General features: G+C 45.4%; 18 protein-coding genes and 1 tRNA gene. 10 read left to right on the top strand and 9 right to left on the bottom strand.

The window, feature by feature from the left end:
• Positions 1-104: 104 nt before the first annotated feature.
• Positions 105-4,940, bottom strand: a complete 4,836-nt coding sequence (locus tag ACFSKO_RS04930; RefSeq protein ID WP_380249005.1) for an NAD-glutamate dehydrogenase — start codon at positions 4,938-4,940, stop codon at positions 105-107.
• A 793-nt stretch (positions 4,941-5,733) separates the two neighbouring features.
• Between ACFSKO_RS04930 and ACFSKO_RS04925 the strand changes: the two genes are divergently transcribed.
• Positions 5,734-6,078 (top strand): hypothetical protein, encoded by a 345-nt coding sequence (locus ACFSKO_RS04925; protein WP_380249003.1) that lies wholly within the window; start codon positions 5,734-5,736, stop codon positions 6,076-6,078.
• A gap of 68 nt (positions 6,079-6,146) precedes the next feature.
• Here the strand turns inward: ACFSKO_RS04925 and ACFSKO_RS04920 are convergent, their stop codons facing one another.
• The 3 genes from ACFSKO_RS04920 to ACFSKO_RS04910 all read right to left on the bottom strand — a co-directional run bounded on the left by ACFSKO_RS04920 (position 6,147) and on the right by ACFSKO_RS04910 (position 7,018).
• Positions 6,147-6,545: a hypothetical protein gene (locus ACFSKO_RS04920; RefSeq protein WP_380249001.1), complete on the bottom strand. Its 399-nt coding sequence runs from the start codon at positions 6,543-6,545 to the stop codon at positions 6,147-6,149.
• Positions 6,529-6,747 (bottom strand): DUF2842 domain-containing protein, encoded by a 219-nt coding sequence (locus tag ACFSKO_RS04915; RefSeq protein ID WP_380248999.1) that lies wholly within the window; start codon positions 6,745-6,747, stop codon positions 6,529-6,531. The genes ACFSKO_RS04920 and ACFSKO_RS04915 overlap by 17 nt, the downstream gene beginning before the upstream one ends.
• Positions 6,748-6,943: 196 nt before the next feature.
• Positions 6,944-7,018 (bottom strand) — tRNA-Gly (locus tag ACFSKO_RS04910).
• 194 nt (positions 7,019-7,212) lie between these two features.
• On the opposite strand from ACFSKO_RS04910, the gene ACFSKO_RS04905 reads away from it, so the two are divergent.
• The 5 genes from ACFSKO_RS04905 to ACFSKO_RS04885 all read left to right on the top strand — a co-directional run bounded on the left by ACFSKO_RS04905 (position 7,213) and on the right by ACFSKO_RS04885 (position 10,279).
• A complete protein-coding gene (locus ACFSKO_RS04905) occupies positions 7,213-7,746 on the top strand; it encodes a prolyl-tRNA synthetase associated domain-containing protein (protein WP_380248997.1) in 534 nt (177 codons plus the stop codon).
• Positions 7,747-7,913: 167 nt separating this feature from the next.
• Entirely contained in the window at positions 7,914-8,828 is a 915-nt protein-coding gene (locus ACFSKO_RS04900; protein ID WP_380248995.1) for a tetratricopeptide repeat protein, read from the top strand.
• Between the two features lie 77 nt (positions 8,829-8,905).
• On the top strand, positions 8,906-9,565 hold the full coding sequence (locus tag ACFSKO_RS04895; RefSeq protein WP_380248993.1) for an LON peptidase substrate-binding domain-containing protein: 660 nt from the start codon (positions 8,906-8,908) through the stop codon (positions 9,563-9,565).
• A gap of 65 nt (positions 9,566-9,630) precedes the next feature.
• Positions 9,631-9,816 (top strand): Trm112 family protein, encoded by a 186-nt coding sequence (locus ACFSKO_RS04890; protein WP_380248991.1) that lies wholly within the window; start codon positions 9,631-9,633, stop codon positions 9,814-9,816.
• 64 nt (positions 9,817-9,880) lie between these two features.
• Entirely contained in the window at positions 9,881-10,279 is a 399-nt protein-coding gene (locus ACFSKO_RS04885; RefSeq protein ID WP_380248989.1) for a gamma-butyrobetaine hydroxylase family protein, read from the top strand.
• Between the two features lie 44 nt (positions 10,280-10,323).
• On the opposite strand, the gene ACFSKO_RS04880 is transcribed toward ACFSKO_RS04885, so the two are convergent.
• The 5 genes from ACFSKO_RS04880 to ACFSKO_RS04860 all read right to left on the bottom strand — a co-directional run bounded on the left by ACFSKO_RS04880 (position 10,324) and on the right by ACFSKO_RS04860 (position 19,648).
• A complete protein-coding gene (locus tag ACFSKO_RS04880) occupies positions 10,324-10,899 on the bottom strand; it encodes a TetR/AcrR family transcriptional regulator (protein ID WP_380248987.1) in 576 nt (191 codons plus the stop codon).
• A gap of 72 nt (positions 10,900-10,971) precedes the next feature.
• Complete coding sequence (locus tag ACFSKO_RS04875; RefSeq protein ID WP_380248985.1) at positions 10,972-11,658, bottom strand: hypothetical protein; 687 nt, start codon at positions 11,656-11,658, stop codon at positions 10,972-10,974.
• A gap of 157 nt (positions 11,659-11,815) precedes the next feature.
• Entirely contained in the window at positions 11,816-13,066 is a 1,251-nt protein-coding gene (locus tag ACFSKO_RS04870; protein ID WP_380248983.1) for a UbiH/UbiF/VisC/COQ6 family ubiquinone biosynthesis hydroxylase, read from the bottom strand.
• 260 nt (positions 13,067-13,326) lie between these two features.
• Positions 13,327-17,712, bottom strand: a complete 4,386-nt coding sequence (locus tag ACFSKO_RS04865; RefSeq protein WP_380248981.1) for a translocation/assembly module TamB domain-containing protein — start codon at positions 17,710-17,712, stop codon at positions 13,327-13,329.
• Position 17,713: 1 nt separating this feature from the next.
• On the bottom strand, positions 17,714-19,648 hold the full coding sequence (locus tag ACFSKO_RS04860) for an autotransporter assembly complex protein TamA (protein ID WP_380248979.1): 1,935 nt from the start codon (positions 19,646-19,648) through the stop codon (positions 17,714-17,716).
• Between the two features lie 403 nt (positions 19,649-20,051).
• Between ACFSKO_RS04860 and amt the strand changes: the two genes are divergently transcribed.
• The 4 genes from amt to ACFSKO_RS04840 all read left to right on the top strand — a co-directional run bounded on the left by amt (position 20,052) and on the right by ACFSKO_RS04840 (position 26,247).
• Entirely contained in the window at positions 20,052-21,434 is a 1,383-nt protein-coding gene (amt, locus tag ACFSKO_RS04855; RefSeq protein WP_380248977.1) for an ammonium transporter, read from the top strand.
• Between the two features lie 341 nt (positions 21,435-21,775).
• Positions 21,776-23,074 carry an aminotransferase class I/II-fold pyridoxal phosphate-dependent enzyme gene (locus ACFSKO_RS04850; RefSeq protein WP_380248975.1) on the top strand — a complete coding sequence of 433 codons (1,299 nt, stop codon included), beginning with the start codon at positions 21,776-21,778 and terminating at the stop codon, positions 23,072-23,074.
• Positions 23,074-25,458 (top strand): DNA translocase FtsK, encoded by a 2,385-nt coding sequence (locus tag ACFSKO_RS04845; protein ID WP_380248973.1) that lies wholly within the window; start codon positions 23,074-23,076, stop codon positions 25,456-25,458. The genes ACFSKO_RS04850 and ACFSKO_RS04845 overlap by 1 nt, the downstream gene beginning before the upstream one ends.
• A 90-nt stretch (positions 25,459-25,548) precedes the next feature.
• Entirely contained in the window at positions 25,549-26,247 is a 699-nt protein-coding gene (locus ACFSKO_RS04840) for a LolA family protein (RefSeq protein ID WP_380248971.1), read from the top strand.
• Positions 26,248-26,253: the final 6 nt, after the last annotated feature.

Genomic DNA, 26,253 nt, shown 5'->3' with positions numbered 1-26,253 from the left:
ACAAACAAAAATAAAAAGGCCAGTGAAATTTTCATTGGCCTTTTTATATTAAAATCAGATTTTTAAGCCCTTAAACGGACTTAAAAATAAGCTTGGGACATGCCTTAAGAAGAAACCATGTTCTTTAACTGTCGATTGGCAACCGCAAGCATGGCATAATCAGGCTTACCCGCGGCGTTAAGCTCGGCCAGAATTTGTTCCGTCCGATTAACCAGCGGCTTTTTCGATTCAGCCCATTCCTTAATCGCAGCTTCTACACGGTCAACTTTACCCGCATCCTCAAGTACCCGCGCTGTAAGCTCACCCTGATGACCATAGAGATCATCGACAATGGCTGTCACAGCAAGCTTATCCCAGGCAGATTCGCTCGGAAGACGGCTCGCAGCACTACGCAGCCAATCAAATCCATAACGTTCTCCGATAGAGAAGTAAGTGCTGCCAACAGTATCTACTGGCATTTTAAGAGTATGAGAAAGACGAACGATGTCACAGGCAGGAGTCAATAGACGTAGGCCCGCAATCCGTTTGGCAATCTCTGCAGGAACACCTTTTTTGGTAAAGGCTTTTATCTTTTCATGCAAAAGAGCTTTATTTTCTTTAGAAAGAAGCTTTTCCAAATGAGTTGCAATTGTTGTCACTTCCTTCACATAAGAACCAACTTCTTTACTGATATCCAGAGGATGCTCGCCATGACGCAAGAACCAGACAGTACCTTGCTCAATCAAACGTCCACATTCAGCGAGAAGTATCGCCTGTAGTGAAGCTGGCGCTTTATTGTCTAGGCCCTCAATCAAGGCAAACAATTCGTCCATGCCAAAGACTTCGCGGGCAATGGTATAGGCCCGCGCGATATCACACGCCGCCATACCGGTTTTTTCCTGCACCTCATAGGCAAAAATGAGCCCCACCCGATTAACCATGTCATTGGTTACTGCGGTTGCAATAATTTCACGGCGTAAACGGTGCTCCTTGATTTGCTTCTCATATTTTTTATGAAGAGGTGTTGGGAAGTACTCAACAAGCGTATCTTCCATATAAGGATCATCCGGAAGATTGGATACCAAAAGCTCATCATACAGTGCAATTTTACTATAAGACATCAGTGTCGCAAGTTCTGGCCGCTCAAAGCCCTGTCCTTGCTTCATACGCTCCATAACCATCTCATCATCCGGGAGGTACTCGATAGCTCTGTTAAGCATACCTTTCTTTTCCAACGTACGCATATACCGCGCTATACGGTCAAGAAGACGGCCGCCAATGTTCGCGGTTACTGAAATGGCCTGACTTTGTAGATAGTTATCACGCAGAACCTGCTCACCGACCTCATCCGTCATGCTTTCCAGTAACTTATCGCGCTGCTTACGCGTAATATCTCCATTAGCCTCAACAGCACCCAACAGGATTTTGATATTAACCTCGTGGTCAGAGCAATCCACCCCGGCAGAGTTATCGAGGAAGTCGGCATTAACGTGCCCCCCCTTTTGTGCGAACTCAATACGTCCCTGATGGGTCATACCAAGGTTGGCACCTTCGCCAACGACCTTACAACGAAGTTGCTTGCCATTGATCCGCAAGGCATCATTGGCACGATCACCAGCATCACCGTGGGTTTCGCCAGACTGCTTTACATAAGTCCCAATACCACCAAACCACAGCAACTCAGTTTCAGATTTGAGCATCGCCCGCATCAAATCAACTGGCGCCAGCTCATCTTCAGTGATTTCAAAAAGTACTTTCATTTCCGGGCTGATTTTTAGCGATTTGGCTGAACGCTCAAATATACCGCCACCTTTGGAAATCAGTTTGGTGTTATAGTCTGTCCAAGATGAACGTGGCAGATCAAAAAGGCGCTGACGCTCAACAAAGCTTTTTTCGACGTCCGGATCCGGATCGACAAAAATATTGAGATGATTAAAAGCTCCCACCAACTTGGTATGCTTTGACAACAACATCCCGTTGCCAAAAACATCGCCAGACATATCCCCAACACCTACTGCTGTAAAAGGTTCACTTTGAATGTCTTTACCTAATTCCCGGAAGTGACGCTTTACGGACTCCCATGCGCCTTTGGCTGTGATACCCATTTTTTTATGGTCATACCCTGCTGACCCGCCAGAAGCAAAAGCATCGTCCAGCCAAAACCCGTAATCAACAGACACACCATTAGCAATATCCGAGAAGGTTGCTGTTCCCTTATCCGCTGCGACAACAAGATAGGGATCATCCTCATCCCGGCGCACCACACGTTCTGGCGGCACAACTTCGCCAGACACAAGGTTGTCGGTAATATCAAGCAGGCCACGAATAAAAGTTTTATAACATTCTATCCCCGCCGCTAAAAAAGCTTCGCGTCCCTCAGAAGCCGCAGGAGGGTTTTTCATCACAAAACCACCCTTAGAACCAACAGGTACAATCACAGAGTTCTTAACCTGCTGTGCCTTAACCAGTCCCAAAACCTCTGTTCTGAAATCCTCACGGCGATCAGACCAACGTAAGCCACCCCGCGCAACAGGACCAAAGCGAAGGTGAACACCTTCCACATCCGGACTGTAAACGAAAATTTCACGATAAGGATTAGGGAGAGGGAGATCCGTAATTTTTTGTGAATTTAGCTTAAAGGAAAGGTACTTCTTAAAGTGTCCTTCTTGATCTTTTTGCAAGAAGTTTGTCCGCAAAGTGCACTCAATCACATTACGGTAACGACGAATAATTCTGTCTTCATCCAGATTACTTACTTTTTCGAGTAGATCATTTATTTTCTGGTTCGTATCTTGAGCTAATTGGTCATCGCGTTCTGTCCCCTTACCTGCGAAACGGACCAAAAAGAGATCAACGAGAAGCCGGGTAATTTCTGGATTACTGGCCAGCGTCTGCTCCATGTAAGATTGAGAGAAAGGAATGTTGGCCTGAAGCAGGTACTTACAATAAGCCCTAAGAATTGTAACCTCTCTTACCTTTAGTCCTGCCCCGAGAACCAAACGGTTAAAACCGTCATTTTCCATACGCCCGTGCCAGACAGAGGAAAAGGCCTCGTGGAACCCTTCACGTAAAGTACTGATGGAAATATCCAGATCATCAGACACCACCATGTTGAAGTCGTGCATCCACACGCTTTCACCTGTTTCAGCAGAATGAAAATGATAAGGAATTTCACTAAGAACCTTTAACCCCATATTTTCCAACATTGGCATAACATCAGATAAGGGAACCGGATTATCCCTGAGGTAAATCTTGAATCGAACCTGTTCAGGATCTGCCCCAAGTGGGCGGTAAAGGTTCATGGCCAAGCCATCACCCTCTAAAGCCTCTTCAGCACGGCTAATATCAAAAACAGCATCATTTTCGTTAAAATCTTCCTGATAATTAACCGGGAACGAAGCCCCAAGACGGCGCATTGTCCGGATGCCCTGCTCTTCACCGCGACCTTCAATCAAGGCTTCTTCTAAACGATCTTCCCAAGAGCGGCCAACCTCAGCAATACGTGCTTCGAGTTCCAGCACATCAACATCGGGAAGCTGTCCACGCGTTGTCTTAACAATAAAATGTACACGAGCAAGCGCTGTATCAGACAAATGAGTAAAGAAGGCGCTAATCTGGCCATTGTAAGCCTTGCAAAGAATCTCACCGACCTTGCGTCGTAATGCCGTGTCAAAACGATCCCGTGGAATATATGTCAGACAGGAGATAAAGCGTTCGAAAGGATCCTTGCGCACAAAGAGCGCAATTCGCCGACGTTCTTGGAGGTGTAAAATACCATGAGAGATATCAAACAGTTCGCTCGTAGAAATTTGAAAAAGCTCATCGCGAGGATAGGTGTCAAGGATATGAGTCAACCCCTTACTATCATGGCTTCCCGGTTTGAAACCCGACTTCTTCAACACTTTTTGCACCTTATGGCGCAACAGCGGAATATCGCTAGGAGAACGTGCGTAAGCTGCTGATGTCAGAAGCCCAGCAAATAGAATCTCCCCGACGACCTTACCTTCTTTGTCAAAGCGTTTAACCGCAACTGTATCCATGTGGACTGCGCGATGAACAGTTGATCGTCTATTTGCCTTCGTAATACGGAGTAAAACAGGTTGCGTCATAAAGGTACGCACCTCTGCAGGTAGAGATCCAAAATCTCTCAGACCGTCAAAAACATGAACATCAATATCACTCAAAACACCGAGAGAGTTTGGTTGAACCTTGAGGATTGCATTGGTGCCTGTGCCCTCAAACTGGTACTCACGGTAACCCAGAAAAGTAAAGTTATCCTGGTTCATCCACTCAAGGAAGGCGATTGATTCGTCGATCTCTTTTTTGGAAAGCGCTGGCGGAGATTTCTTAAGGTCAGCAATAACCCCATCCATTTTAGCTATCATCGGCTGCCAATCAGCAACCGCAGACTTCACGTCTTGAAATACGGTTGTCAGCTCATGCGCTATTTGTGTGTGGCTTTCAGTGACTTGCTCGCTAATTTCGATATGCAACAGCGATTCTGTCAAAATCCCTTTAGCACCACCGTTACAATTGAATGCAGTAATCTTGCCTTTTTGATCCCGCAGACAGCTGATAACCGGATGGATCACCAAATGGACTTCAACATCCAGACGTTCCAAAGCAGATGTCACAGAATCGACCAAAAACGGCATGTCATCATTAATGACTTCAATAACCGTATGGGATGATTTCCACCCGTGCTCTTCCGGGCGCGGATTATAAACTCTTATCTTTGTTTCGTTCTCATTACGCTGCTGGAGTTGCCCCCAAAATGACAGTGCAGACCCAAACAGATTATCTGGTGTCTCTTCCCTCAAATCATCGGGAGGAACATTGTCATAAAAAGTCCTGACAAACTGTTCAACCATTGGCGCTTTAGCTGCACTTATTTTTTTGTGAACCAGTTCGACTACTTTTTCGATACATTCAGATGTCGTGTCTATGCCATGAATGGCCATTGTTCTTTCCTCGGACCGCTGTCGCTTATTAAGTTTATTAATTATTAGGTTACTACTCTATTCGACGTCCTCACCCTAGGTCCGCGCCATAGGACAAAGGACAATCCACGTTAACCTATTTAAAAATCAATGTTAGTAAAAAGTGCGTCGCTCACAGGATATTTTTCTAATACTTAGGAAACAGTAAATTAAATGAGGTTTAATTCTCGTTAAAGTTGCTCACCAAGCCTTTTCACGCCTAAATTTTGAAGAACAAAAGTAGCTCATTGAGAAGACCTATTTCTTATATGGGCCAAAACAATCACACACCCTCCGCGTACTTTTCAGAGTCGCGAAACGCGCCCGTGGGACAATTCCATCAAACTAAATGCTCCAGAGCACTATTTTTTTTAAGAATTAAGTCCTGCAGTAAAAATTTCCAAGAAAAACAATAATTTCTCCTCATAATGATCACACTTTACAAACAGGATATATCTTTTACGCCAGTTACAATCCGAACCTCATAATTGTTGGTAAGAGAACGTACCCGCATAAAAATACTAATGATACAGAATCTACTTAGGAGCAGCCCTTATGACCCTTACTAAGCTGAGAAGCTAATTCCTTTCCATCTGATTATTTGGACAGAACTTGCACTCAGAAATAAGAAGGAGTAATAGTGTGAATATGTATCAGAGTAACAACGCCACATATGCGCGAATGTATACGACCACGCGAATGATCCGCGGCATGAAAATGCCGACGGTAATGTCTACGCCTGCTCGTTTACTTCTATGCCTTATGAGATCTGATCATGAACGTCCTTGCACTACAACTTCCATGTAAATCTGCTAACGCTGAACAATCCGTTAGATTAAACTTCTCCCTTGATCTGCAATCGATTCATATCGTGACACGCCTGCTGATAGATCGTGGATATTTTATTTCTCCAGAAGTCGCCTCAGAGTTAAGTTCTCCACTAAAAGATGGGTATTACTGCCTGATGATCGACACAGAAATCGATCCTCACTGGATTATTCCCTTTAGCCGTTGGCTATTCAAAAAGGCGAATCTCGCGTCCCTGGAAACCAGATTGGAAGATTCTGAAGGTACCGTTATTGTGCAATGTAATCTTTATGGTACTGGCATGTTCTTATAGGATCGGTCTTGCCCAAACAGGTATTAATCACACAAAGCTCTGTTTAATAGAGCTTAGCTCATAGAGTATTATTTAGCGGGGATAAGCAGCTTTTGAAGCAGAGGATCATTAAAGATTTTTGGACAGCTACTGTTTAGCATGGCGAGATAGAGAAACAAGCTACCTGATTCAGCCTTAAACGCAGCCCGATCTTCCGCTCGAATGCTCTGACGGCGAACCAGTCTCGTAAAAGGAGCCTGCAACCTATCTGGTGTTTTCTCCAAAGCCAGATCAGCAGCACATACACAGTGCTCTTCCATCTTCAACGCATTCTCAGCGCCAAATTTCCGACCCAACTCTGTAACACAGAAATCAACGGTTTCTTCTCGACCCAAATCACCAAAAGCCCAAGCTTTTTTCTCTAATAGTTCTCCGTTAACAACGGTTAGCAACAGAGTTAGAAGAAATATCTTACTGAGTGTTCTCATCGTCCAGTCGATCCCGCTTACGTTTTAACCAGAACATTACCTTAATAACTGGGTAGATCCAGATCAAACCGACAAAAGGATAATACACCAGATGAATCAACGGATGATCTGGTAACCAGTCTGTCCCAATTGTACTCACCACAGCAGCATAAAGTGCCAAAAAGGTAAAAAATAACATATAGCCGATAATATTCTTAATCACAGCGCCTTGTCCTCATCTTCAACGATACCTGCCTACCAGTTAAAAAATAGAATCAAAAGACAAAACCGCCCTTACGTCTTTCATGCAATATTACGATTTATGTCGTGCTGGAATCTAGATCGATTGGAAACTCTTTTATCTACAGTACCCAAAAACGAAAAAACCCAGCCGAAGCTGGGTCATTTTCATACAACACTGGAGCGGGCGATGAGATTCGAACTCACGACATTCTCGTTGGCAACGAGATGCTCTACCACTGAGCTACGCCCGCGTTCACTGTGTTGATGGAGGGGTATTTACGCCACGCTGTTTGACAATGCAAGAGCTTTTTTTACAAAAAAATTAATGTTCTGGTTTCTTACTTGATTATTGGTTGCTGCAAAGGCTAAAAAGTTCAACATATCCTTGGGCACAAAGGAAATTATACCATTTCAGAATTTTACATATAGCTACAGGCATCAGAGTATGACCAATCCAGCCCCAGCAACTCCCGGGCAACTTTTAGAGAAGCTAATTACTCTTGGAATCGAATCAAACACGATTTCTCACCCTGCTGTTTATACGGTAGAAGAATCCAAAGCACATCGTGGAGACCTCCCCGGGGCTCACACCAAGAACCTTTTCCTGAGAAACAAGAAGGGAAAGATGTGGTTACTTGTTTGTTTGGAAGATCGAAAAATTGATATCAAGCTCCTGGGTAAAGCACTTGGGGCAGGAAAGCTATCTTTTGGTTCACCCGATCGTCTGAAAGAATTTTTGGGAATAGAACCCGGGTCCGTATCACCATTTTGCGCCATCAACGATATAGATGGTCATGTTAAAGTCATCCTGGATTCACAGATGATGACCATGTCACCCATAAACGCGCACCCTCTAACAAACACCATGACCACCGCGATTGCGCCAAATGATCTGGTTCAATTTTTACACGGAATCAATCACCCCCCCGAAAATTTGGATATGGATAATATGGAAGAACTTGCAGCACAGGCAGTGTGATTCCTTGCGGTAAGACCCTTTCGACCTCATCTTGTGCACTAAAGCTTCTTTAGATGAGCAAAAGACTACTCGTAATCTGACACTCGACACTTAAATCGACTTATATATTGCCTACATCAAGGCTACCTGCTTTTAAATCTTAGATACCCGCATTGGACACTGGCATCATGGAAGAACTCATCGGCACTTCATCTGAACAGCCTGCAGATTTAATAAAAGATACAAATCAACAGGACTTTCCAAAAGACGTTATGGAGGCATCCATGAGTCAGCCTGTATTGGTTGATTTTTGGGCCCCTTGGTGCGGCCCCTGCAAACAAATGATGCCCGCCTTGGAAAGTGCCGTACTGGCGGCCAAGGGTGCCGTCAAGTTAGTTAAGATTAACATTGATGAAAATCAAATGCTCGCCTCGCAACTGCGTGTCCAATCGGTTCCAACTGTCTACGCCTTCTTTCAAGGTCAACCTGTTGATGGTTTTAACGGTGCGCTGCCTCCAAGCGAAATTAAAAAGTTTATCGATACACTGGTTCAGAAAACCGGTGGCGAGAAAAAAGACCCTGTAGCCGATGCCCTCGAACAAGCCACACTTGCGCGAGAAGCAAAAGACTTCATGTCCGCCATGTCAATATACAGCCAAATTTTAGAGCATTTCCCTGATAATGAACCTGCCATGGTAGGCATGTTAGAATGCCAACTCTCATCGGATATGACCGAAGAAGCCCAAGCCCTGTTTGATGAACTTCCCGAAGATTTACGGACCAAGCCTGAGTTTTCTGCTATCATTGCCAAGTTGGAATTAGCTGCTCAGAGTCTGGATAATGAAGAAGTGCTCGAACTGAGACAAAAAATAGAACTCGATCAAGCAGATAACCAAGCAAGATTTGATTTGTCATTGGCTTTGCAAGCCTCAGGGAATCATGAAGAAGCAGCAGATCATCTCCTTTACATTATCAAGAATGATCGTAGTTGGAACGACGATGCAGCCCGTCAACAGCTTCTTCAATTCTTTGAAGCCTGGGGTATCACAGACCCAATGACCATCAAAGCACGTAATCGGCTTTCATCCCTTCTGTTTTGTTAAAATCTTTTACGAAAACAGTAGATATCTACTACGGTTAAATCAGTAATTTTTAGCTAGGAATGTAATTAGGAACGAAAATGACAGGTGGTATCTTCGATCCAAATTTTGAGGATCTTCCGACGGAAATTCCCCTCTTCCCCCTAGAAGGTGCCCTTCTGTTGCCCGGCGGGACCCTACCGCTCAATATTTTTGAACCTCGGTATCTGACGATGATTGATCAGGCTCTCGGGAATTCACGATGCATAGGTATGGTGCAACCCAGTCAGACCACACAGGATGAGGGAACAGCACCTATCTATAAAACAGGGTGTCTCGGTCGAATCACCTCCTTTATGGAAACAGATGATGGACGGTACCTGATCTCTTTACAGGGAATAATAAGGTTTTCGATTAAACACGAACACCTTAATGATTTTGGATACCGTAAAGCCGTTTGCGATTACAATAGCTACTGTAAAGACATGGAAGAAGCAGATGACAGTAACCTTGATCGCACAAAACTTCTTCACTGTCTGAAAGCCTATTTTGATACAAACTCTATTGATGCCGACTGGAAAGCTATCGAACACACCAGTAATCATCGGCTGATAAACACACTTGCGATGATTTGCCCCTTTTCTGCAGCAGAAAAGCAGGCAATATTAGAAGCAACAACCCTGATCGAACGTGCAAATATCATGGAAACAATTATGAATATGGCCGTTCATCAAAAAAACCAAAATACTGCTCGTCAATAACTGGAATAATATCTTTGTTATAAACAATTCGATCCAGAATTAGTTTTACTGAAATGGAACTGAAAATGAAGGCCCACCCTCGCGTTGACAGAAAATTGCTCGAAATTCTTGTTTGCCCAAAAACCAAGGGACCCTTGGAGTATGACGCCGAGAATCAAGAACTTATTTCTCGGCAAGCAAAACTCGCATACCCCATTCGCGAGGGTATTCCCGTAATGCTCACAGATGAAGCTCGGCCTATAACAAACTAATTCTTCGCCGTTGCGTGAATAAGGCTCTAGGCCCCATATTATTTGATGAAACCAAGACTGGCAGATGACCCGTACAATTCAAGAAGATAACTCTCAAGAGTTTAAAACAGAACACTGGCCCACTGACCTCACCTACAAGTCAGAAGAAAGAGCCCTGCATATCTCGTTTGATAACGGTAAAAGCTTTGCTTTGCCTGCTGAATATCTTCGTATTGAAAGCCCATCAGCAGAAGTTCAAGGCCATCACCCCAGCCAAAAACAAATCCTTACAGGCAGACGGATGGTTGGCATAATTGCCATTGAACCCGTTGGAAATTATGCCGTAAAGCTTACCTTTGACGATTTACACGATACTGGAATTTTCTCTTGGCAATACCTCTATAAATTGGCCTTAGAACAAGATACCATCTGGCAAAAATACCTGGACGAACTTGATGCACGTGGCCTTTCCCGCGAGCCTTAAGAGACCACTAAAAATCAAAAATTTACGGTGCTTTTACTGTATTTTTACTGTGCTGCTGCCAATAAAAATACGGCAATCTTTCTGGCACGTTTGGCAGCCGTCAGATCCCCCGTAACCTGAGCAGTAACAATTGCGCCCTCTTTAAGCAAAAGGAGTTGTGCTGCCAGTTCGTCAGCGGCAGAAAATCCGGCAGCTTCAACAATAGAGACAAACTGTTTTTTTAAAGTAGCCTTATGTTCTGCAGCAACTTTATGAGCCTCAAGCTCTTGATCTGAAAATTCCGCTGTTGCATTTATAAACATACATCCGGAAAATTTTTGTTCCGGAAACGCCTTGCCTTGAAACCAAAGGTCTAGAGCATCGTACAAACCAAGTAATTGGTCACGAGCAGTGTCGTATTTCTCGATATAACCAAAAAGCCACCCTCGGAAAATCTCATCTCTCCGCCGAAGAGTCGCGACGATCAAGTCATCCTTTGAAGGGAAATATTTGTAAAACGTCATACGTGCAACACCGGCCTCAGAGATAATCTGATCAACCCCTGTTGCGTGAAAACCCTGCCTATAAAAAAGCTGAAGGGCCGTCTCAACCAATTGGTCACGCTTTTTAGAACGGTCCACAGTTTTTCCCCAATCGCTCGTTCTACAATTTTTAACCTGCTATCACAGTATTACGCGTGATACTGTGATAGCTTATTTAGGTGCTTTGATGATGATAACAGAAGGCTTGTTATTTAATTTTGCTAAAATAGGGTTCCAGTCTGCACAGGTATATTGCTGAGAGTTTAACTGACAAGCTCCAATTGAACTAATGCTGCCAAAGGCTTTTACCATGACCTCATCTGTTACTGGCTTAGCCCCTATTTCGAATTCAGGCACCCTGAAAACACGTTGAATAAGATAAGCAGCATTCTTACCAATTAGAGCGCGGAATAAAGAGACTTCCCCACTATTTCGGGTAAGATCCCGCGTACAGTTTATCAGCCTGAACCCGGTTAAAAATCCATTCACTTGATCTTTTAGCGGCGGTGTTGCGCCACTCACTTCACAGTTTTTCTTATAAATATCCGCCAATTCGTCTAGAAAAACACTGACATCACCTTCAGCCCATCCCGGAAAGACTTGTACCGTGATCATGTCCGTCCAATTTTCTACAGTTTGCCCCATAGGAAGCCACTCTGCAGATGTCTGTTGAACTTCAGTTACACGCGGTAATGCCTGCCAGCCATCAGGTATAGCAGCCATAAAAAACTCGCCATTCCCACCTTGTCCAACGGCGTGATCGCCTGCGGCAAGGGCCGACGAAGTTGTAACAAACATGATTGAAACAACAGCCACCGCACCCTGTAGCCAAGCCTGACATGACTTAACCAACTGCATAAATATCTCCATAAGGTTAAACAAACCCATCATCAGCACTATATTTAAAACCTTATCGTAAGAGAGAACTCTGGCAACTTTATGACCGTACAATACATTGAGTTAACGCCATAAACGAACACACCTTTATGTTATCACTTTAACTTGTGAATGCTTACTAAAGGCTCTTACCCTGCATCAGTCGCGGCAAGTCACCAACAATCCCCATGGCGTGTTTCATGAAAAAACGTTTCACAGGAGAAATTTTATCAACAGTTGCCAGCCCCAGATCACGCGCGATCCGAACAGGGGCCAGATCATTTGAGAATAGCTTTACCAAGCCGTCCATAGCACCGAGCAAGAGAACATTATCAAAACGACGCCATTTTGCGTAATCCTCGAGAACTTGCGGGGATCCAATATCCAAGCCAACTCTACGGGCATCAACGATAACTTCTGCCAGCGCGGCAACATCTCTCAACCCTAGATTCAGGCCCTGCCCTGCAATCGGGTGCATGCCGTGAGCTGCGTCGCCAACCAATGCCATTCGCGTATCAATATACCGTTCCGCATGTAAAGAACTTAAGGGATAAGACCAGCGCATTTCCGTAACACTAAATTTTCCAAGGTTGTCACCAAATCGTCGGTGCAGCTCATTGGCAAAATCTTCATTGCTCATGGACATATAGCCATCAACAAGTTCTCGTTTTTCCGACCATACCAGAGAAGAACGATGCACCCCTTCTTCACTATCTGGTAAAGGAAGAAGAGCAAAAGGGCCGGAAGGTAAAAAGTGCTCAAAGGCAATTCCGTTATGAGGCTTTTCATGAACAACCGTACAGACAATACCGTTTTGTTGATAGTCGGTTCCCGTTACCTCGATCCCCGCATTTTTGCGCAAAAGAGATCCACGTCCATCCGCGCCAATAACGACACGGGCTGTTATCTTAGTACCATCGTCAAGCGCGGCCCGAACACCTCGTTTGTCACGTTCCAGATCGACCACAGTATGTGGTGCCAAATGATGCAGGGTCTCTAACTCAGCTGCTTTAGCATGTGTGGCAAGACGAATGGCTCTATTTTCGACGATCCATCCCATCGGCAAATCACCGACTTCGCTAAAATCATAAGACATCGAGAGGGGCGACGCACCCCGATCGATCTGTCCGTCGGTGATTTCGATATAACGGATAGCCTCTGCCGCCCATGACATACCGTCCCACAGCCCTACCTGATCAAAAACCCGTTGTGACCCCAAAGCAATTGCCGAAGAGCGACCATCAAAGGGGCTGGCCTTTTGTTTAGAGGGCTGCTCACGATCTACCACAGCAACTTCTAAACCAGCACCTGCGATGGCAACCCCGAGCGTGAGACCAACCAGCCCTCCGCCGACAATAAGTACTTCAACAGATATATCTTTTTCAGCCATGAGATCAGCCGGTTTCTTTCAAATAGTAACGGTATTGCTAATGCGCTCATAATTGAAATCACTTAACAATTTTGAATGCTTCCCTCCTATATAAAAGGGAATTCGTCCTTTGCCAAAAGATTACCGCTTTTTGTGAGATACTGCGACACTATTACCAAGCATTCCTAAGACCTGGATAACAATGATTCGCTGATAGACTTGAGTTCTTGATAATTATATATGTACTTCAAATATTGATATGTTGCCAGTGTACCAACCAGTTAGTAATCCCATTTCCAGAACACACCGACCTTACTATCTGCTGTCTGCCCGGTTTCGCTTTCTAAAGTTATATTTGGTGTCAGTTCAATTTGAACCTTCGCACGGGTACTCCCCGCTGTAGCTCCTTGATCAACACCAACGTAAATATTATCATTAATATATTTACCCACACTGACTTGAGCATCCCCCGTATCTGCGTTTGTACCTGCGGAGAGAACATCCACACCTAGGGTCTCGCGGGCAAAGTCCATGATGCCGCCGCCTGAATCAATTTTCCCGGAGAGCGAGGCAACAGCCGAGGCCAACTGAAGAGCCTCAACAGGGGTTAGTTTACCCGCTGCCTTTCCAAACAGAACCTGTGAAATCACTTCATCTTCCGGAAGACCGTCAGGAGAGGAAAAACTGATCTTGGGGTTACTGGCCGTACCATTGATAGAAACAACCGCGGTCACATTTCGGGCCTCATAAATCGCAGAAAGATTAAGCTCCGGGTCAATTTTAGTGCCCCCAATTAAGGCAATTTTACCCTTTTGCAATTTAAAATCTTTTCCGGCGAAAGAGAACTGCCCCCGCACGGGACTCAAATATCCCTCAATCACCGGATCATTGGCTGTTCCCTTGATGGTAAATCGCCCTTCCCATTCAGAATCAAGCCCCTTACCTCGAAGAAAAACCTTCCGTGGCATGCCCAATATTAGATCAAGTACCACTTTTGAAGGAGGCTTTTGGTCCTTAGCCTCAGAAGAGGCAACCACGCTACCAGGCCTATTTTTCTCTATAACATCCAAATTGACAACACTTGGTGCAACAGCGCTACCAATATTGAGGTTAACCTCACGCGTGGTGATGCTTCCCGCGACATTCAATCCGGCGGGTGTCCCTTTAACGTTGATATTACCATCTGTTTGCACAGAGGCCTGATCTTGATCCAAAACAGAGAGATTATTGAGCTGAACATTAAGATCTAACAACGGATTTACCAAGTCTTGAAACCTGATCATCCCAGCTGTTTTAAATGTGCCTCCTTTCCCATCCTTAGCATCAAGCTTAAGCAACACGGTATTGCTGTTTTGAATAGTTGCTTCCAGCTCAAGTTGGCGTAACAGAGTACCAAACTCTATATTTTCATAATTACCTTCAGTAATTTTTGCCCCGCCCACAATCTCAGGGTTGGAAAATGTTCCTGCAAGTTGGGTATCAACGAGGATCTTTCCCGACATCTCCTGAGTATCCAAAGCCAGATAACGCCAGAGGTTCTGAATGTCACTATCAACCTTCACCCCTCCAGTTACAGGTTGATTATCCGGCAACTCAACAACTAACGGCGTAAAACTAACTATCACTGGCACGGAACCATACGCCTCTATTGTGGAGGCCTCCAATCCTGTAATTTCATTTTTAAACTCGAAGCGTCCCGCATCCAATGTACCCGTTAGTTGGCTGGTTATAGGAGGAAGGTTGGTATTTTCATCTCCTGCCAGCTCAACGTTACCTGCCGTCATCCTTATTTGACCCCGACTACTTTCCGGCATAAGAGCAACATGCACCTCACCATCGAGAGTACCTGTGATGACTTGGTTTGGAACGATCAGAGTTAATAAATCCAGTGGCAATGCTCTGATTTCCAAATCCGCGACCGCGCTGATGTCAGTTACTTCACCAGATCCAACAAGAATCCCACGATCAAAGGCCAGTTCAAACGGATCAAAGCGTGTAATTCCCTTATCCACAGTCAACGAAAACGGCGTTCGCAGGATAATTTCTTTACGCGCAAAGTGCCCGTTCAATGCTGAGATTCGGAGTTTTGTTTCTGAGACGTTTTCTCCCGATGGAAGAGCAAAGATTCCTTTCCCACTCAATTGTAGCGCTGGCTCAGCTGAGCTACTTAAACCAAAATTAAAATCAGCATTTGTTAATTTTCCATATGCAGAAAACTCAATCAGCTCTACGACACGATCTTCAATTAAAATATCAGATGCTTTTGTTGATAATTCGATTGAAGGATCAGAAAAATCACCCGTAGACTTGGCTGTCACAACCAACGTCTTAACAACGGCACTCTCCGATGAAGCAGAAATATTACTCCCTTGAAACTCAACATCTACATGTTGCTGCCCCTGCTGATCACTGAGCATAATATCCGCAGAAGTACTCCCCCCAACATCCATGCCAACAACACGCGCCAAGAAAGTTAAATCAGGGGCTTGCCCGTTTAAGTTTCCTGTTATTGGCGCACCATCTAAGGGTACGTTAACAGAACCAGAAATAGTATTAGTGAGAGCCTTCACACTGATATCAGTAAGTTGTAAGTTACTATAACTGGGAAGAGAAAAAGCCAACGCCAGATCGGTTGGTATACCCGGGTAAGAAAGATGAGCCTTTAAAATCCCGCCTGCACCGCTCGTAAGGTTTTTTGCGTCATAAGTGGTTTCAAGATTCCCGAAAGCGCTCTGGTTTAATACAATATCTTTGATTTGAAGAGTGCCCTGTAGACCGGGATCAGAAAGGGAGCCACTTAAAGTACTTTCAAGCTTGGCAATTCCTTTAACATCACTCCCGGCCACTTTACTAAAACGAGACAGATCATTCATCACAACCTGAATATTCCCGGCAATATTCTCAAAGCTTAACGGGAGCTGTACTCCACCGCCAAGCGTTGCCACAGGCAAAACAACTGCAATATTAGATAATTGTAAATTTTCGTTTCCAAGAACCACGTCAACCGTCATTGAAGGTGTCCTACTGACAAGAGCTTCGATATCCTTGTCACCCAAATCGAGGTCTTGCGCCTGGATCTTTATCTTCCCGGTCATCTCGCGTGCAATATTTAGACTTTTCAAGCTCGCAATTGCCAGTACCTTGCCTTGGACAGGGGCAACGGCCGCAAGGTCATCAACAAGCACTGAAATTTCAGCACTAGCAGCATTACTCTTTGTCGCTAAAGCTGCTCTCAAATCCGTACTGATGTGACGCCCTCGTCCACGTAAAAGTGGGACATTGAGCACCCCATCTCCAAGCCTGTAATGGCTGTCCAGCTCTACCCGTAGACTTGACCCTATTAAATTTGCAGCTTCAGGCGGCAAACCACTAATCTCGGTTAAAGCGGCAGATCCCGTAACAGGAATAATCTCCATATCACGGAGTGAAAGATCAGTGCTAATGCTACCAAAGATCTCACCGATACTCAGAACTTCATCAACGACGATCCCCCCGAGCTGGAAGGTCGTGGTTAAGCTAGGGTTTTGGAAAGTTCCTGTCGCGTCTAAAATCAAATTTCCGCGCGAGAGGCTCGCCGGATTAATCAGTTTATTAAGTTCGGTTGTCTCTAGCAGATCGGTATTAAGGCTAAAATCAATTTTTTCTTCTTCGAGGTCCACAGTACCTGATGCAACGACATCAAAAGAAGTATTTTTCATCTGAGACGAAACCAACTGAACCCGATTATCTTTTGAAGACCAGGAAAGTTGAGCGTCCAAACTAATCCGCTTATCATCTACCAAAGGAATGGGGGCTGCCATCAGATCGTTTAGTTGAATCCCCCCAGACAAGTTCAGATTGATAATCTGATCATCCCCGTTAAGACCGGAACTGTGAAGAGATAAATCGCTGGCAAACAGTTCTCCAGCAGAGGCATCGATTTTACCTCGCCAGTCATCCAAAGGTCCCTCCCCAACGAAACTCACGTCAACTTCCGGGTACTTCGGTAAGTCCAAAGCACGCGCAATGAGACCGCCTGCGGGCTCCATCAGTCTTACATCCACGGATAGCGTTTCATCCAAAGGGTGATATAGCACCTTAGCAGAAACGGCTCCTTCGTGAGCGTCAAGTTGAGTAATGTCCAACGTACTTTGAATAACCCCTTCAACCTCGCTTTTAAGGTTCACCGCCACCTGCAACAGCGCTTCACGGCCCAATACAGGCTCCGCAATATGAACTTCTGCGAATTTTATCTGTCGAAGGCTGATATCAAGCGGTAAAGGAAAAAGAGGGCTTCCTGGCTCCTCCTCACCTTCAGAATCAGGTAAAACAGGGGCTCGCATCAGATTCAAAGATGACAAGGATAATTTGTTAAGCCTTAATTTGCCCCCAAGAAGGTCCATGGGAGACCAGTCCAAGGAGATATCTGTAATTTCTAACCATTCTCCAGAACCATCTCGCAATCGAAGACTAGAAAGAGAAAAGTTAGAAAAGAGATTGCCCTGAATTTTTCCCAATTCTAGCGAGAGGCCAGCAGGATCATTCACGGCCTGCTCCACTTGTCTTACAACGGTCTGTCGACCACTGTCCGTTTGCAAATAGAGGTAAAGTCCAGAAACGAGAGCTGCGATAACGATTAGGGGAGTAAATACAATCGCCGCAATAATTTTAATCCTGCGGGGGTGCATCCTAGAAGGCCTGACCAATACTGATGTAGAATTGGAAAGCATCATCAACGTCGTCGCGACGATTTATAGGAACGGCAACATCTAGGCGGATCGGACCAATGGCCGTGTAATATCGTAGCCCTAAACCTGCGCCCCACTGGAAATTTTCCGAGAAATTTGGGACCATAGAATCATAAACATTGCCACCTTCGATGAAGGGCACCAGCCCAATCTCTTCTGTAATTTTTATCCGCGCCTCAACCCCAACTTCGATCAATGAGCGACCACCAACAGGATCATCACTTGAATTAAGCGGGCCAACGGTTTGATGTTCATATCCACGGATAGAGCCACCGCCACCGGCATAAAATCGCTTGGTAGCAGGAATCTCACGGGCACTATCGCCCGCCATCATACCAATTTTGCCACGAGCAGCTAACACCAACCTGTTATTATCCAAAACAGAATAATAAGTAGAACCATCTATCTCCGCCCGAAGAAAGTCCGGCGATGCAGCGTTCAAACCATAATAAGGTGTCGCCGTAGTGCCAAAGCGAAACCCGGTTGTCGGATCGAGCAAATCGTTGGTTGAATCGTATCGCGCGGTTAACGGCAGACTAGCAAAGCTATAATTCTCGGTACCGTCTTCATCTTCAATTTCAGAAAGTTCAAACGATAGTCCTGCTCCCACAACCCAATTTCCCCGCCACTTCCGTTCTATCCCAGCTGTGGCAATAACGGATTGCTCATCGTACGCTTCTGTGTTTTCGCGCCTTAAGTTGATATCACTATGGAATTTTTGATCCAAGCGAAGGTAATTTGGTTTAACAAACCCAAACTTAAATTGTTGTCGAATTTGAGCAACCGTAAGATCTGCTCTCAGCTTTTCCCCTTCGCCAAAGGTATTTCTATTTTCCCAAAAAAGTTGCGTACCCGCACCTTCACTGGTTGAAAAACTTCCTCCTAAACCGATGGACTTATGCTCTCGTTCGACAAAACTGAGGATGATTGGCGCAACAACTACTCCTCCGATCTCTGTTTCAATTTGTGCTGACGCGCTATCCACACTTTCATTTCGAGGCTTGAGATGTACAGAATCAAACAATCCCGTGCGTAGATACGTACGACGCAACTCGTCGATTACTCGGGCATTATACAATACACCCGCTTTCCACTCGGCAAGTTGTGAAAGGTAATTGGCGTCCACAGTTTGTAACCCCTCAAACAGGAGGTTACTCATGACCAAGCGCGGACCTTCATTTAAGATCAACGTGGTTTCCATTTGTTGGGTGGCAAAATCTACAATGGTTTCCTGATCTGCAATTTTAGCATCAGGGTACCCATGGTCAGCTAAAATTACCATCACCTGATTTTGAGCGTTCACAATGTCTTCAGAACGCGCCACCATGCCAAAGGTGATTCCTATATCTGACAACTTTAAGGCTTCGGGGACCAGACGGTCTGATAAAAATCGAATATCGAATTTACTAATTTTGAATTTTGGCCCGGGGTCAATTTGAAAGGTAATCTTTACAGGGTTTGTAATTTCATCAATATCAAAAGTAATTTTATTGTCGTAGTACCCTTCTGACCGTAAGACCTTATTAAAGTTATCAGAGTCTTCCCGAACACGACGCTTAAGGCCTGCGATACTGGATGGCGGCTTGTCCTTGAGCTGTTCCAAACGCGAAGATTTCGTCAATAGATCCATTACGTCCCCACCAGAAAGACCATCTTCTGATAAAGAGGAAATGACAACTTTGTATTCTATGGCCGCGCGATCAGTTTGAGTTTGTTCAGGAGAGACTACCTGTTGACTTTGAGCTTGAACGGAAACGAGCACCAGCATCCCTGCCGCGACGATCAACGCTGGTATCAGACGAAAAGCACTAAAGGGAAGATGTCGGAAAACTTGAGCACTCCGCAAGAGGCTTCTGTTCCATCCAAGGCAAGTCAATACTGATTTCTTTCATACCTAAATTAAGCGTTATTACGTTAGGGCTTATCATAAACAAAGTCCAGCGCAACCAAAGTTTCAACTCCTTGTTTACTGCGACCTTACAGCTTATTCAATTCGGACAATTACCTACCAAAAATTAAATACTTCAAAGTTCCCTGATCAAACTCTCATGAGATATCATCGTAAATCAGCCAATGAATACGCCTAAATTTTAATCATTAAAATATACAGGATTAAATTTTAGGCATATTTGTTTTCAAAAATTAAACCATAAATCAAAATAAATTACCATATACAACTTCTATCTTATTGTTTTTTATAAGTTAAATTAATTTTTAAAAGTTGGCACGTTTCTTGGAATTAATAAGTCAGTCCCAGAACGCAAAAAACGGAAAAAACAATGTTCAGCTTTCTCACTCCCAGTAAAAAAGCAGCTGCCTTAGGCGCTTCTTCTGTCGCTCTGATGATGTTCTCCCTACCTGCGCAAGCTGCGGTTACCGAAGAAACAGCATTTGTCTTCAACACCTTCTCATTTCTTGTAAATGGCGTTCTGGTTATGTGGATGGCCGCAGGTTTTGCCATGCTTGAAGCAGGATTGGTTCGTAGCAAGAACACCGCCGCTATCTGCCTTAAAAATATCGCACTCTATTCAATCGCAGGCCTGATGTTCTATCTCGTCGGCTATAATCTGCTTTATACGGGTGTTTCTGAAGGGAACTTCAGCGGCTTTATAGGCACTTTCTCCTTTCTTTACGATTCAAGTGATGCAGAAGTCGCACTTCTTTCTGCAGACACAACAACTGAAGAGCTAATCACTGCTGTCACCTCCAACGGATATTCCGTTATGTCCGACTGGTTCTTCCAAATGGTCTTTGTCGCCGCAACAGCCTCAATTGTTTCAGGCACCCTGGCTGAACGCATCAAGTTTTGGCCCTTTATGGCTTTCATTTGCATTCTAACTGCCATTATTTACCCCATCCAAGCCTCTTGGAGCTGGGGCGGGGGCTGGTTATCTGAACTTGGCTTCAGTGACTTTGCCGGCTCCAGTATTGTGCACTCCGTTGGCGGCTGGGCAGCTCTCACCGGCGCAATTATTCTCGGTCCTCGCAAGGGAAAATATGCCGCAGACGGTAAAGTAAAACCAATCCCAGGATCAAACCTTCCTCTCGCAACTCTCGGCACCTTCATTCTCTGGATGGGTTGGTTTGGCTTTAACGGTGGATCTCAGCTTGCTCTCGGTTCCGCAGCAGATGCTGTCGCAATGGCCATCGTTTTTGTAAACACTAACATTGCAGCCTCCGCCGGTGTCGTCGTTGCCATGACACTAACGCAACTCCTTTACAAAAAAATAGATCTAACCATGGCTCTTAATGGTGCACTAGCCGGTCTCGTTGCGATCACAGCAGGCCCCGATGTATCCCACGCATATATGGCAGTGATCATTGGCGGCATTGGTGGTGCTATCGTTGTTTTTGCAGTCCCACTTCTCGACAGTTTAAAAATTGATGACGTCGTTGGCGCAATCCCTGTTCACCTTTGCGCAGGCATATGGGGCACTCTCGCGGTTGGGATTTTTGGCTCAGGGGATATCATCTCACAAATCACAGGTATCGTGGCCATTGGTATTTTCACCGTAACCTGTAGCCTTATTGTCTGGACCTTCCTCAAAGCAACTGTTGGCATTCGAATCACCGAAGAAGAAGAATACAACGGCCTAGATGTAAGCGAACTCGGTTTGGAAGCCTATCCAGAGTTCGGTCGAGGCTCCCAAAAACTCGTTTAATCACAGATAATCTTACGTCTCAAACCTGAGATGCTCACAATTAAATTACTTCTTTTTGCGATAACCACTTCACAACAGGAAGCCATTAGAGGCGTTTACTTTTAAACACCTCGTCTCCTTAGGCCCTGCAGACCGCTATCCGAGCTCTTTCCTAGCAGGGTCTTAACTTACCGCCTGTTGCACCCCCGCAACAGGCGGTTTTTTTATCTGATTTGCATATTCTTTTAAGAATTACTTCTTTTCTCTAGCCACGTTCCTGCCTGAATTGGTATTTAAGAACATTCTATAGGTAAAATTGTTCTCGCCGTCCCTGGCATTAGAGTTAGAGGTTAATAGCTACTGTGATCACGCGCCACCTTGTCGATCGTCAGAAACTTAATGAGTTCCATCCCTTTACGCGGTTACGCGACCTGTTGGAGGCAACGCCACCCGGCCGCTCGCCCTTGGATGACGGCCAACCTATTAACCTCTCTATCGGTGAACCTCAAACTCAACCTCCCACTTTTGTTGCCCATGAAATATCACAAGCCGCAACAGGCTGGTCACGTTACCCCCTTTCAAAGGGAACGCCAGATTATCTAAGCGCTTGCGGACAATGGTTAGAAAAACGTTACAGCCTTCCCAAAGACATGGTCGACCCTACCAAACACATTCTTGGTGTACCCGGTACCCGAGAAGGCCTGTTTATGACGGCGCTTACAATTCTTCCTACACCAAAACAAGGGGAAGAAACCCCTATTTTCCTTACTCCGAACCCTTGTTATCATGTCTATACGGGCGCAGCCGCAGCAGCCGGAGCAGAGGTCGTCACTGTTAACGCCACTCGGGAAAGCGGTTATCTGCCCGATTACACTCAGGTCCCAGAAGAAATCCTCAAACGTACAGCACTTTGTGTACTCTGCAGCCCCTCAAACCCGGAAGGCGCCGTTGCAGACCCGCAAAGAATCCGTGATCTTATCGATCTCGCCAGAAAGTACGACTTCGTGGTTGCTTTCGACGAATGTTATGCAGAAATTTATACTGATACCCCCCCACACTCAGCCTTCGAAATTGCAGCTGATCTTGGCGGCGATCTCTCTAACATTCTCATTTTCCATTCCCTTTCAAAACGATCCAGCGCGGCCGGCCTACGTTGTGGCTTTATTGCCGGGGACGAAAAATGGATATCAATGATTAACACCACCTGTCAGGTCGGAGGAGCAGGCGTTCCTCTTCCAATTCAAGCCGCAGGGACGCGTTTATGGCAAGACGAAGAGCATGTGGTTGAAAATCGGGCTCGTTATCAACAGAACTTCAAACTGGCTCAGGAAATATTAGGAAACACGATCCCCGTAGAGATTCCCGCAGGAGGTTTTTGCCTTTGGTTGGAAGTTGGTAACGGCGTTCAGGCCACCAGAAACCTTTGGCAACAAGCGGGTATTCGTGTCATGCCCGGCGCTTATATGAGCCATAAAGACGAAACTGGTACTACCCCCGGAGATCGCTACATCCGCTTAGCGCTTGTTTACGATGTGGACTATATGGCCATTGCCCTTAAAGCAATTAAAGAAGTTCTAGGCCAAACTATCGCGGTGGGGGGCTTAGCAACAGGAATCACCCCATCTTTAACCAACAAGAAACCTAAGGGAGACAACGCCTGATGGCTCGTTCGGCAAAAACTGGGAACGTACAGTTACTTCCAGAAGGCACAGGCACATTCTTCCGACGCCGAACCATCGAATTAACAGGCCTTGTCCTGCTTGTATTGGGCATAGCTCTTGCCCTCTCCTTGCTCACCTTCAATCCTATGGATCCTGGGTTTAACAGGGCCTCCGACAGCCCTGTGACAAACCTTCTTGGTGTAACAGGTGCTGAAACTTCAGGTTTTACCCTCCCTTTCCTCGGCCTTTCGGTATATTTTCTTCCTCTGATCCTCTGCGCATGGTGTTGGCGATGCCTCATAGATCACTCTCTCACCAAACCATGGGCAAGAGTTCTTGTCCTTCCAATAGTTCTAATCAGCTTATCCCTTTTATTTGCGACCCTTCCCGGAGCTGAAGGATGGCTTGGCGATGGGCAACCCGCTAGCCTTGGTGGAGCTGTCGGGCACGGTATATTGTCTCAAATACAAGCCAATGCCCCCTTGCCCAATTGGATGATCGCGCTCATTGCGCTTCTCCCTACAATTCCGGCTTCTCTCTACGCGATCGCCCTTAATCGTGACGAATGGAAAAGCATCGGCAGAGGGCTAATGTTTGGCATTACTTCCGCCCGGAAAATTGGAAAAATCTTTAATCCTGGAAATCGCTTTAAAGACACTGATATAGAAGACGAACCCGATCCTGATATCAGAACCAAACGTAAAAAAGCTATTCATAAACGCGCTGTTAAGGATCGTATAGAGCCCGTTCTGGAAGACGATACCAAGCTAGATTCAAGAATTGAAACGGCAATAAAATCGACCAAACCAAGCAAACGTGCCAAGGAAGAAGAACAAGGACGCCTCAACCTTGGAAATAATGACGGCGAGTATGAGCTTCCCCCTATCTCTATTCTCAGCACTCCACCTGCGGATGCGGGGAAAGACAACATGAGCAAGGATGCGCTTGAGAAAACGGCCCGGCTACTAGAGACCGTTCTCGATGATTTTGGCGTTAAAGGCGAAATCGTAACTATTCGCCCAGGCCCCGTCGTCACGCGCTATGAACTTGAACCTGCGCCTGGCACAAAAACCAGCCGCGTTGTCGGCCTTGCTGATGATGTCGCCAGATCAATGTCCGCAATATCTGTTCGTGTGGCCGTAGTTCCCGGATCAACGACCATTGGTATTGAGCTGCCAAACAGCAAAAGACAAACTGTTTACCTTAAAGAACTTATGGGCTCTAGCGACTACGAAAAAGATAAGGGTAAGCTTCCTATCATTCTGGGTAAGGATATTGGCGGAATCCCCTCAATTGTTGACTTGGCCCAAATGCCTCACCTTTTGATTGCAGGTACGACAGGGTCTGGTAAGTCGGTTGCCGTAAATGCAATGATTTTATCATTGCTCTACAGATTTACTCCCGATGAATGTAAATTCATCATGGTTGACCCTAAAATGCTGGAACTTTCTGTATACGACGGTATTCCACATCTCCTCGCTCCGGTAGTAACAGAACCCAAGAAGGCTGTTGTCGCTCTGAAATGGACCGTTCGCGAGATGGAGGACCGATATCGTGCCATGTCTCGCCTCGGCGTTAGAAACATCGATGGCTATAACGCTCGAATGGAAGAAGCCAGAAAAAACGGCGAAGTCCTGACCAGAAAGGTTCAAACTGGGTTCGACCCGGAAACCGGACAGCCCATCAACGAAGAGCAGCCTTTCGATATGAACGCCCTTCCATACATCGTCGTTGTGGTCGACGAAATGGCTGATCTAATGTTAGTTGCCGGAAAAGATATTGAAGCGACAATTCAGCGCCTTGCCCAGATGGCACGTGCAGCAGGGATTCACATCATGATGGCAACACAACGCCCATCGGTTGATGTCATCACAGGTACAATCAAAGCCAACTTCCCTACGCGCATCAGCTTTAATGTTACCTCTAAAATCGATAGCCGTACGATTCTTGGCGAACAAGGTGCAGAACAACTCCTTGGTCGTGGCGATATGTTGCACATGGGTCAAGGAGGCCGCATTCAACGTGTCCATGGCCCCTTGGTCACCGATGAAGAGGTTGAAGAGGTTGTTAAGTGGCTTAAGCATCAAGCTCAGCCAAGCTACGTTGAATCAGTTACCATAGAAGATGATGATAGCCCCGGTTTTGATAGTGCAGATCCCTCAAGCAGTGGGGGAAACGGGAGCAAGGCAGATGAACTTTACGATAGAGCCGTTGCAGAAGTCATCAAAAGCAGGAAAGCCTCAACCAGTTACGTGCAACGACGCCTTCAAATCGGCTACAACAGAGCTGCTACAATTGTTGAACGTATGGAAGATGAAGGTGTTATTTCATCAGCAAACCATGTCGGTAAAAGAGAAGTGCTCATCCCCAACAGGGATGAATAAACACGCCCCATTACACCTAATTAAACTACGAATTTTAAGCTCTCAACTTTAATGACACACACAATGTTCAGAATTTTTAAGGATAAACCTTTGACTGCCGTACTTCGAAAATCCGTATTCGGCCTAGGTATAAAGCTTGGTTTAATGAGACTAATTGTCTCTTCGTTTTTAGTACTTGTTGCTTTCGAAGCGCATGCAGCTTCTCCCAACGACGAAAAACCAGCCTTTGCCGGCCTCTCTCCCGACGAAGTTTCCATTGTCAGGCGCGTTGAAGGTTACCTTAACAAGCTCCAGTCCGTTTCATCTCGGTTTATTCAAGTATCAAGTAACGGGAGTCTTTCCGAAGGAAATCTCTTTATTCAACGTCCAGGACAAATGAGATTCGAATATGACGATCCCGTTCCTATAGTCATGATTGCAAACGGTGTTACCCTACTCTATTTCGATAAAAAATTGAAACAATCCACCTATCTACCTTTGTGGAAAACACCTTTGTGGTTTCTCATCAGAGAAAAAGTCGAACTCCATAAGGATATTCACATCTTAAGGGCTCAGGCCTCTGATTCTACCGTACAGCTTGAGTTGCGTGCCGATGGTGAATCTGATGGTACTCAAATGACTTTGCTTTTCAGTGACAATCCACTTTCTCTGAGAAAATGGGAAGTTGTTGATGCACAGGGTATAACAACACAGGTTTCTCTTATTGATCCTACTTACGACGGCTCGATTAATGAAGAAGTCTTCAAAACAGATGACTTAGACATGAAGAAAAAAGATTTATATGACTAAGGTTCC

It is taken from the genome of Kiloniella antarctica, assembly GCF_042682825.1.
Classification (GTDB): domain Bacteria; phylum Pseudomonadota; class Alphaproteobacteria; order Kiloniellales; family Kiloniellaceae; genus Kiloniella; species Kiloniella antarctica.
Note: the sequence above shows the minus strand (reverse complement) of the source record. Positions and strands in the feature narration are given on the sequence as shown.

Bases quoted from the DNA above. Each gene is read 5' to 3' on its own strand.
- ACFSKO_RS04930 (WP_380249005.1), bottom strand. From the start codon at position 4,940: ATGGCCATTCATGGCATAGACACGACATCTGAATGTATCGAAAAAGTA.
- ACFSKO_RS04925 (WP_380249003.1), top strand. From the start codon at position 5,734: ATGAACGTCCTTGCACTACAACTTCCATGTAAATCTGCTAACGCTGAA.
- ACFSKO_RS04920 (WP_380249001.1), bottom strand. From the start codon at position 6,545: ATGAGAACACTCAGTAAGATATTTCTTCTAACTCTGTTGCTAACCGTT.
- ACFSKO_RS04905 (WP_380248997.1), top strand. From the start codon at position 7,213: ATGACCAATCCAGCCCCAGCAACTCCCGGGCAACTTTTAGAGAAGCTA.
- ACFSKO_RS04900 (WP_380248995.1), top strand. From the start codon at position 7,914: ATGGAAGAACTCATCGGCACTTCATCTGAACAGCCTGCAGATTTAATA.
- ACFSKO_RS04895 (WP_380248993.1), top strand. From the start codon at position 8,906: ATGACAGGTGGTATCTTCGATCCAAATTTTGAGGATCTTCCGACGGAA.
- ACFSKO_RS04890 (WP_380248991.1), top strand. From the start codon at position 9,631: ATGAAGGCCCACCCTCGCGTTGACAGAAAATTGCTCGAAATTCTTGTT.
- ACFSKO_RS04885 (WP_380248989.1), top strand. From the start codon at position 9,881: ATGACCCGTACAATTCAAGAAGATAACTCTCAAGAGTTTAAAACAGAA.
- ACFSKO_RS04875 (WP_380248985.1), bottom strand. From the start codon at position 11,658: ATGCAGTTGGTTAAGTCATGTCAGGCTTGGCTACAGGGTGCGGTGGCT.
- ACFSKO_RS04870 (WP_380248983.1), bottom strand. From the start codon at position 13,066: ATGGCTGAAAAAGATATATCTGTTGAAGTACTTATTGTCGGCGGAGGG.
- ACFSKO_RS04865 (WP_380248981.1), bottom strand. From the start codon at position 17,712: ATGCACCCCCGCAGGATTAAAATTATTGCGGCGATTGTATTTACTCCC.
- amt (WP_380248977.1), top strand. From the start codon at position 20,052: ATGTTCAGCTTTCTCACTCCCAGTAAAAAAGCAGCTGCCTTAGGCGCT.
- ACFSKO_RS04845 (WP_380248973.1), top strand. From the start codon at position 23,074: ATGGCTCGTTCGGCAAAAACTGGGAACGTACAGTTACTTCCAGAAGGC.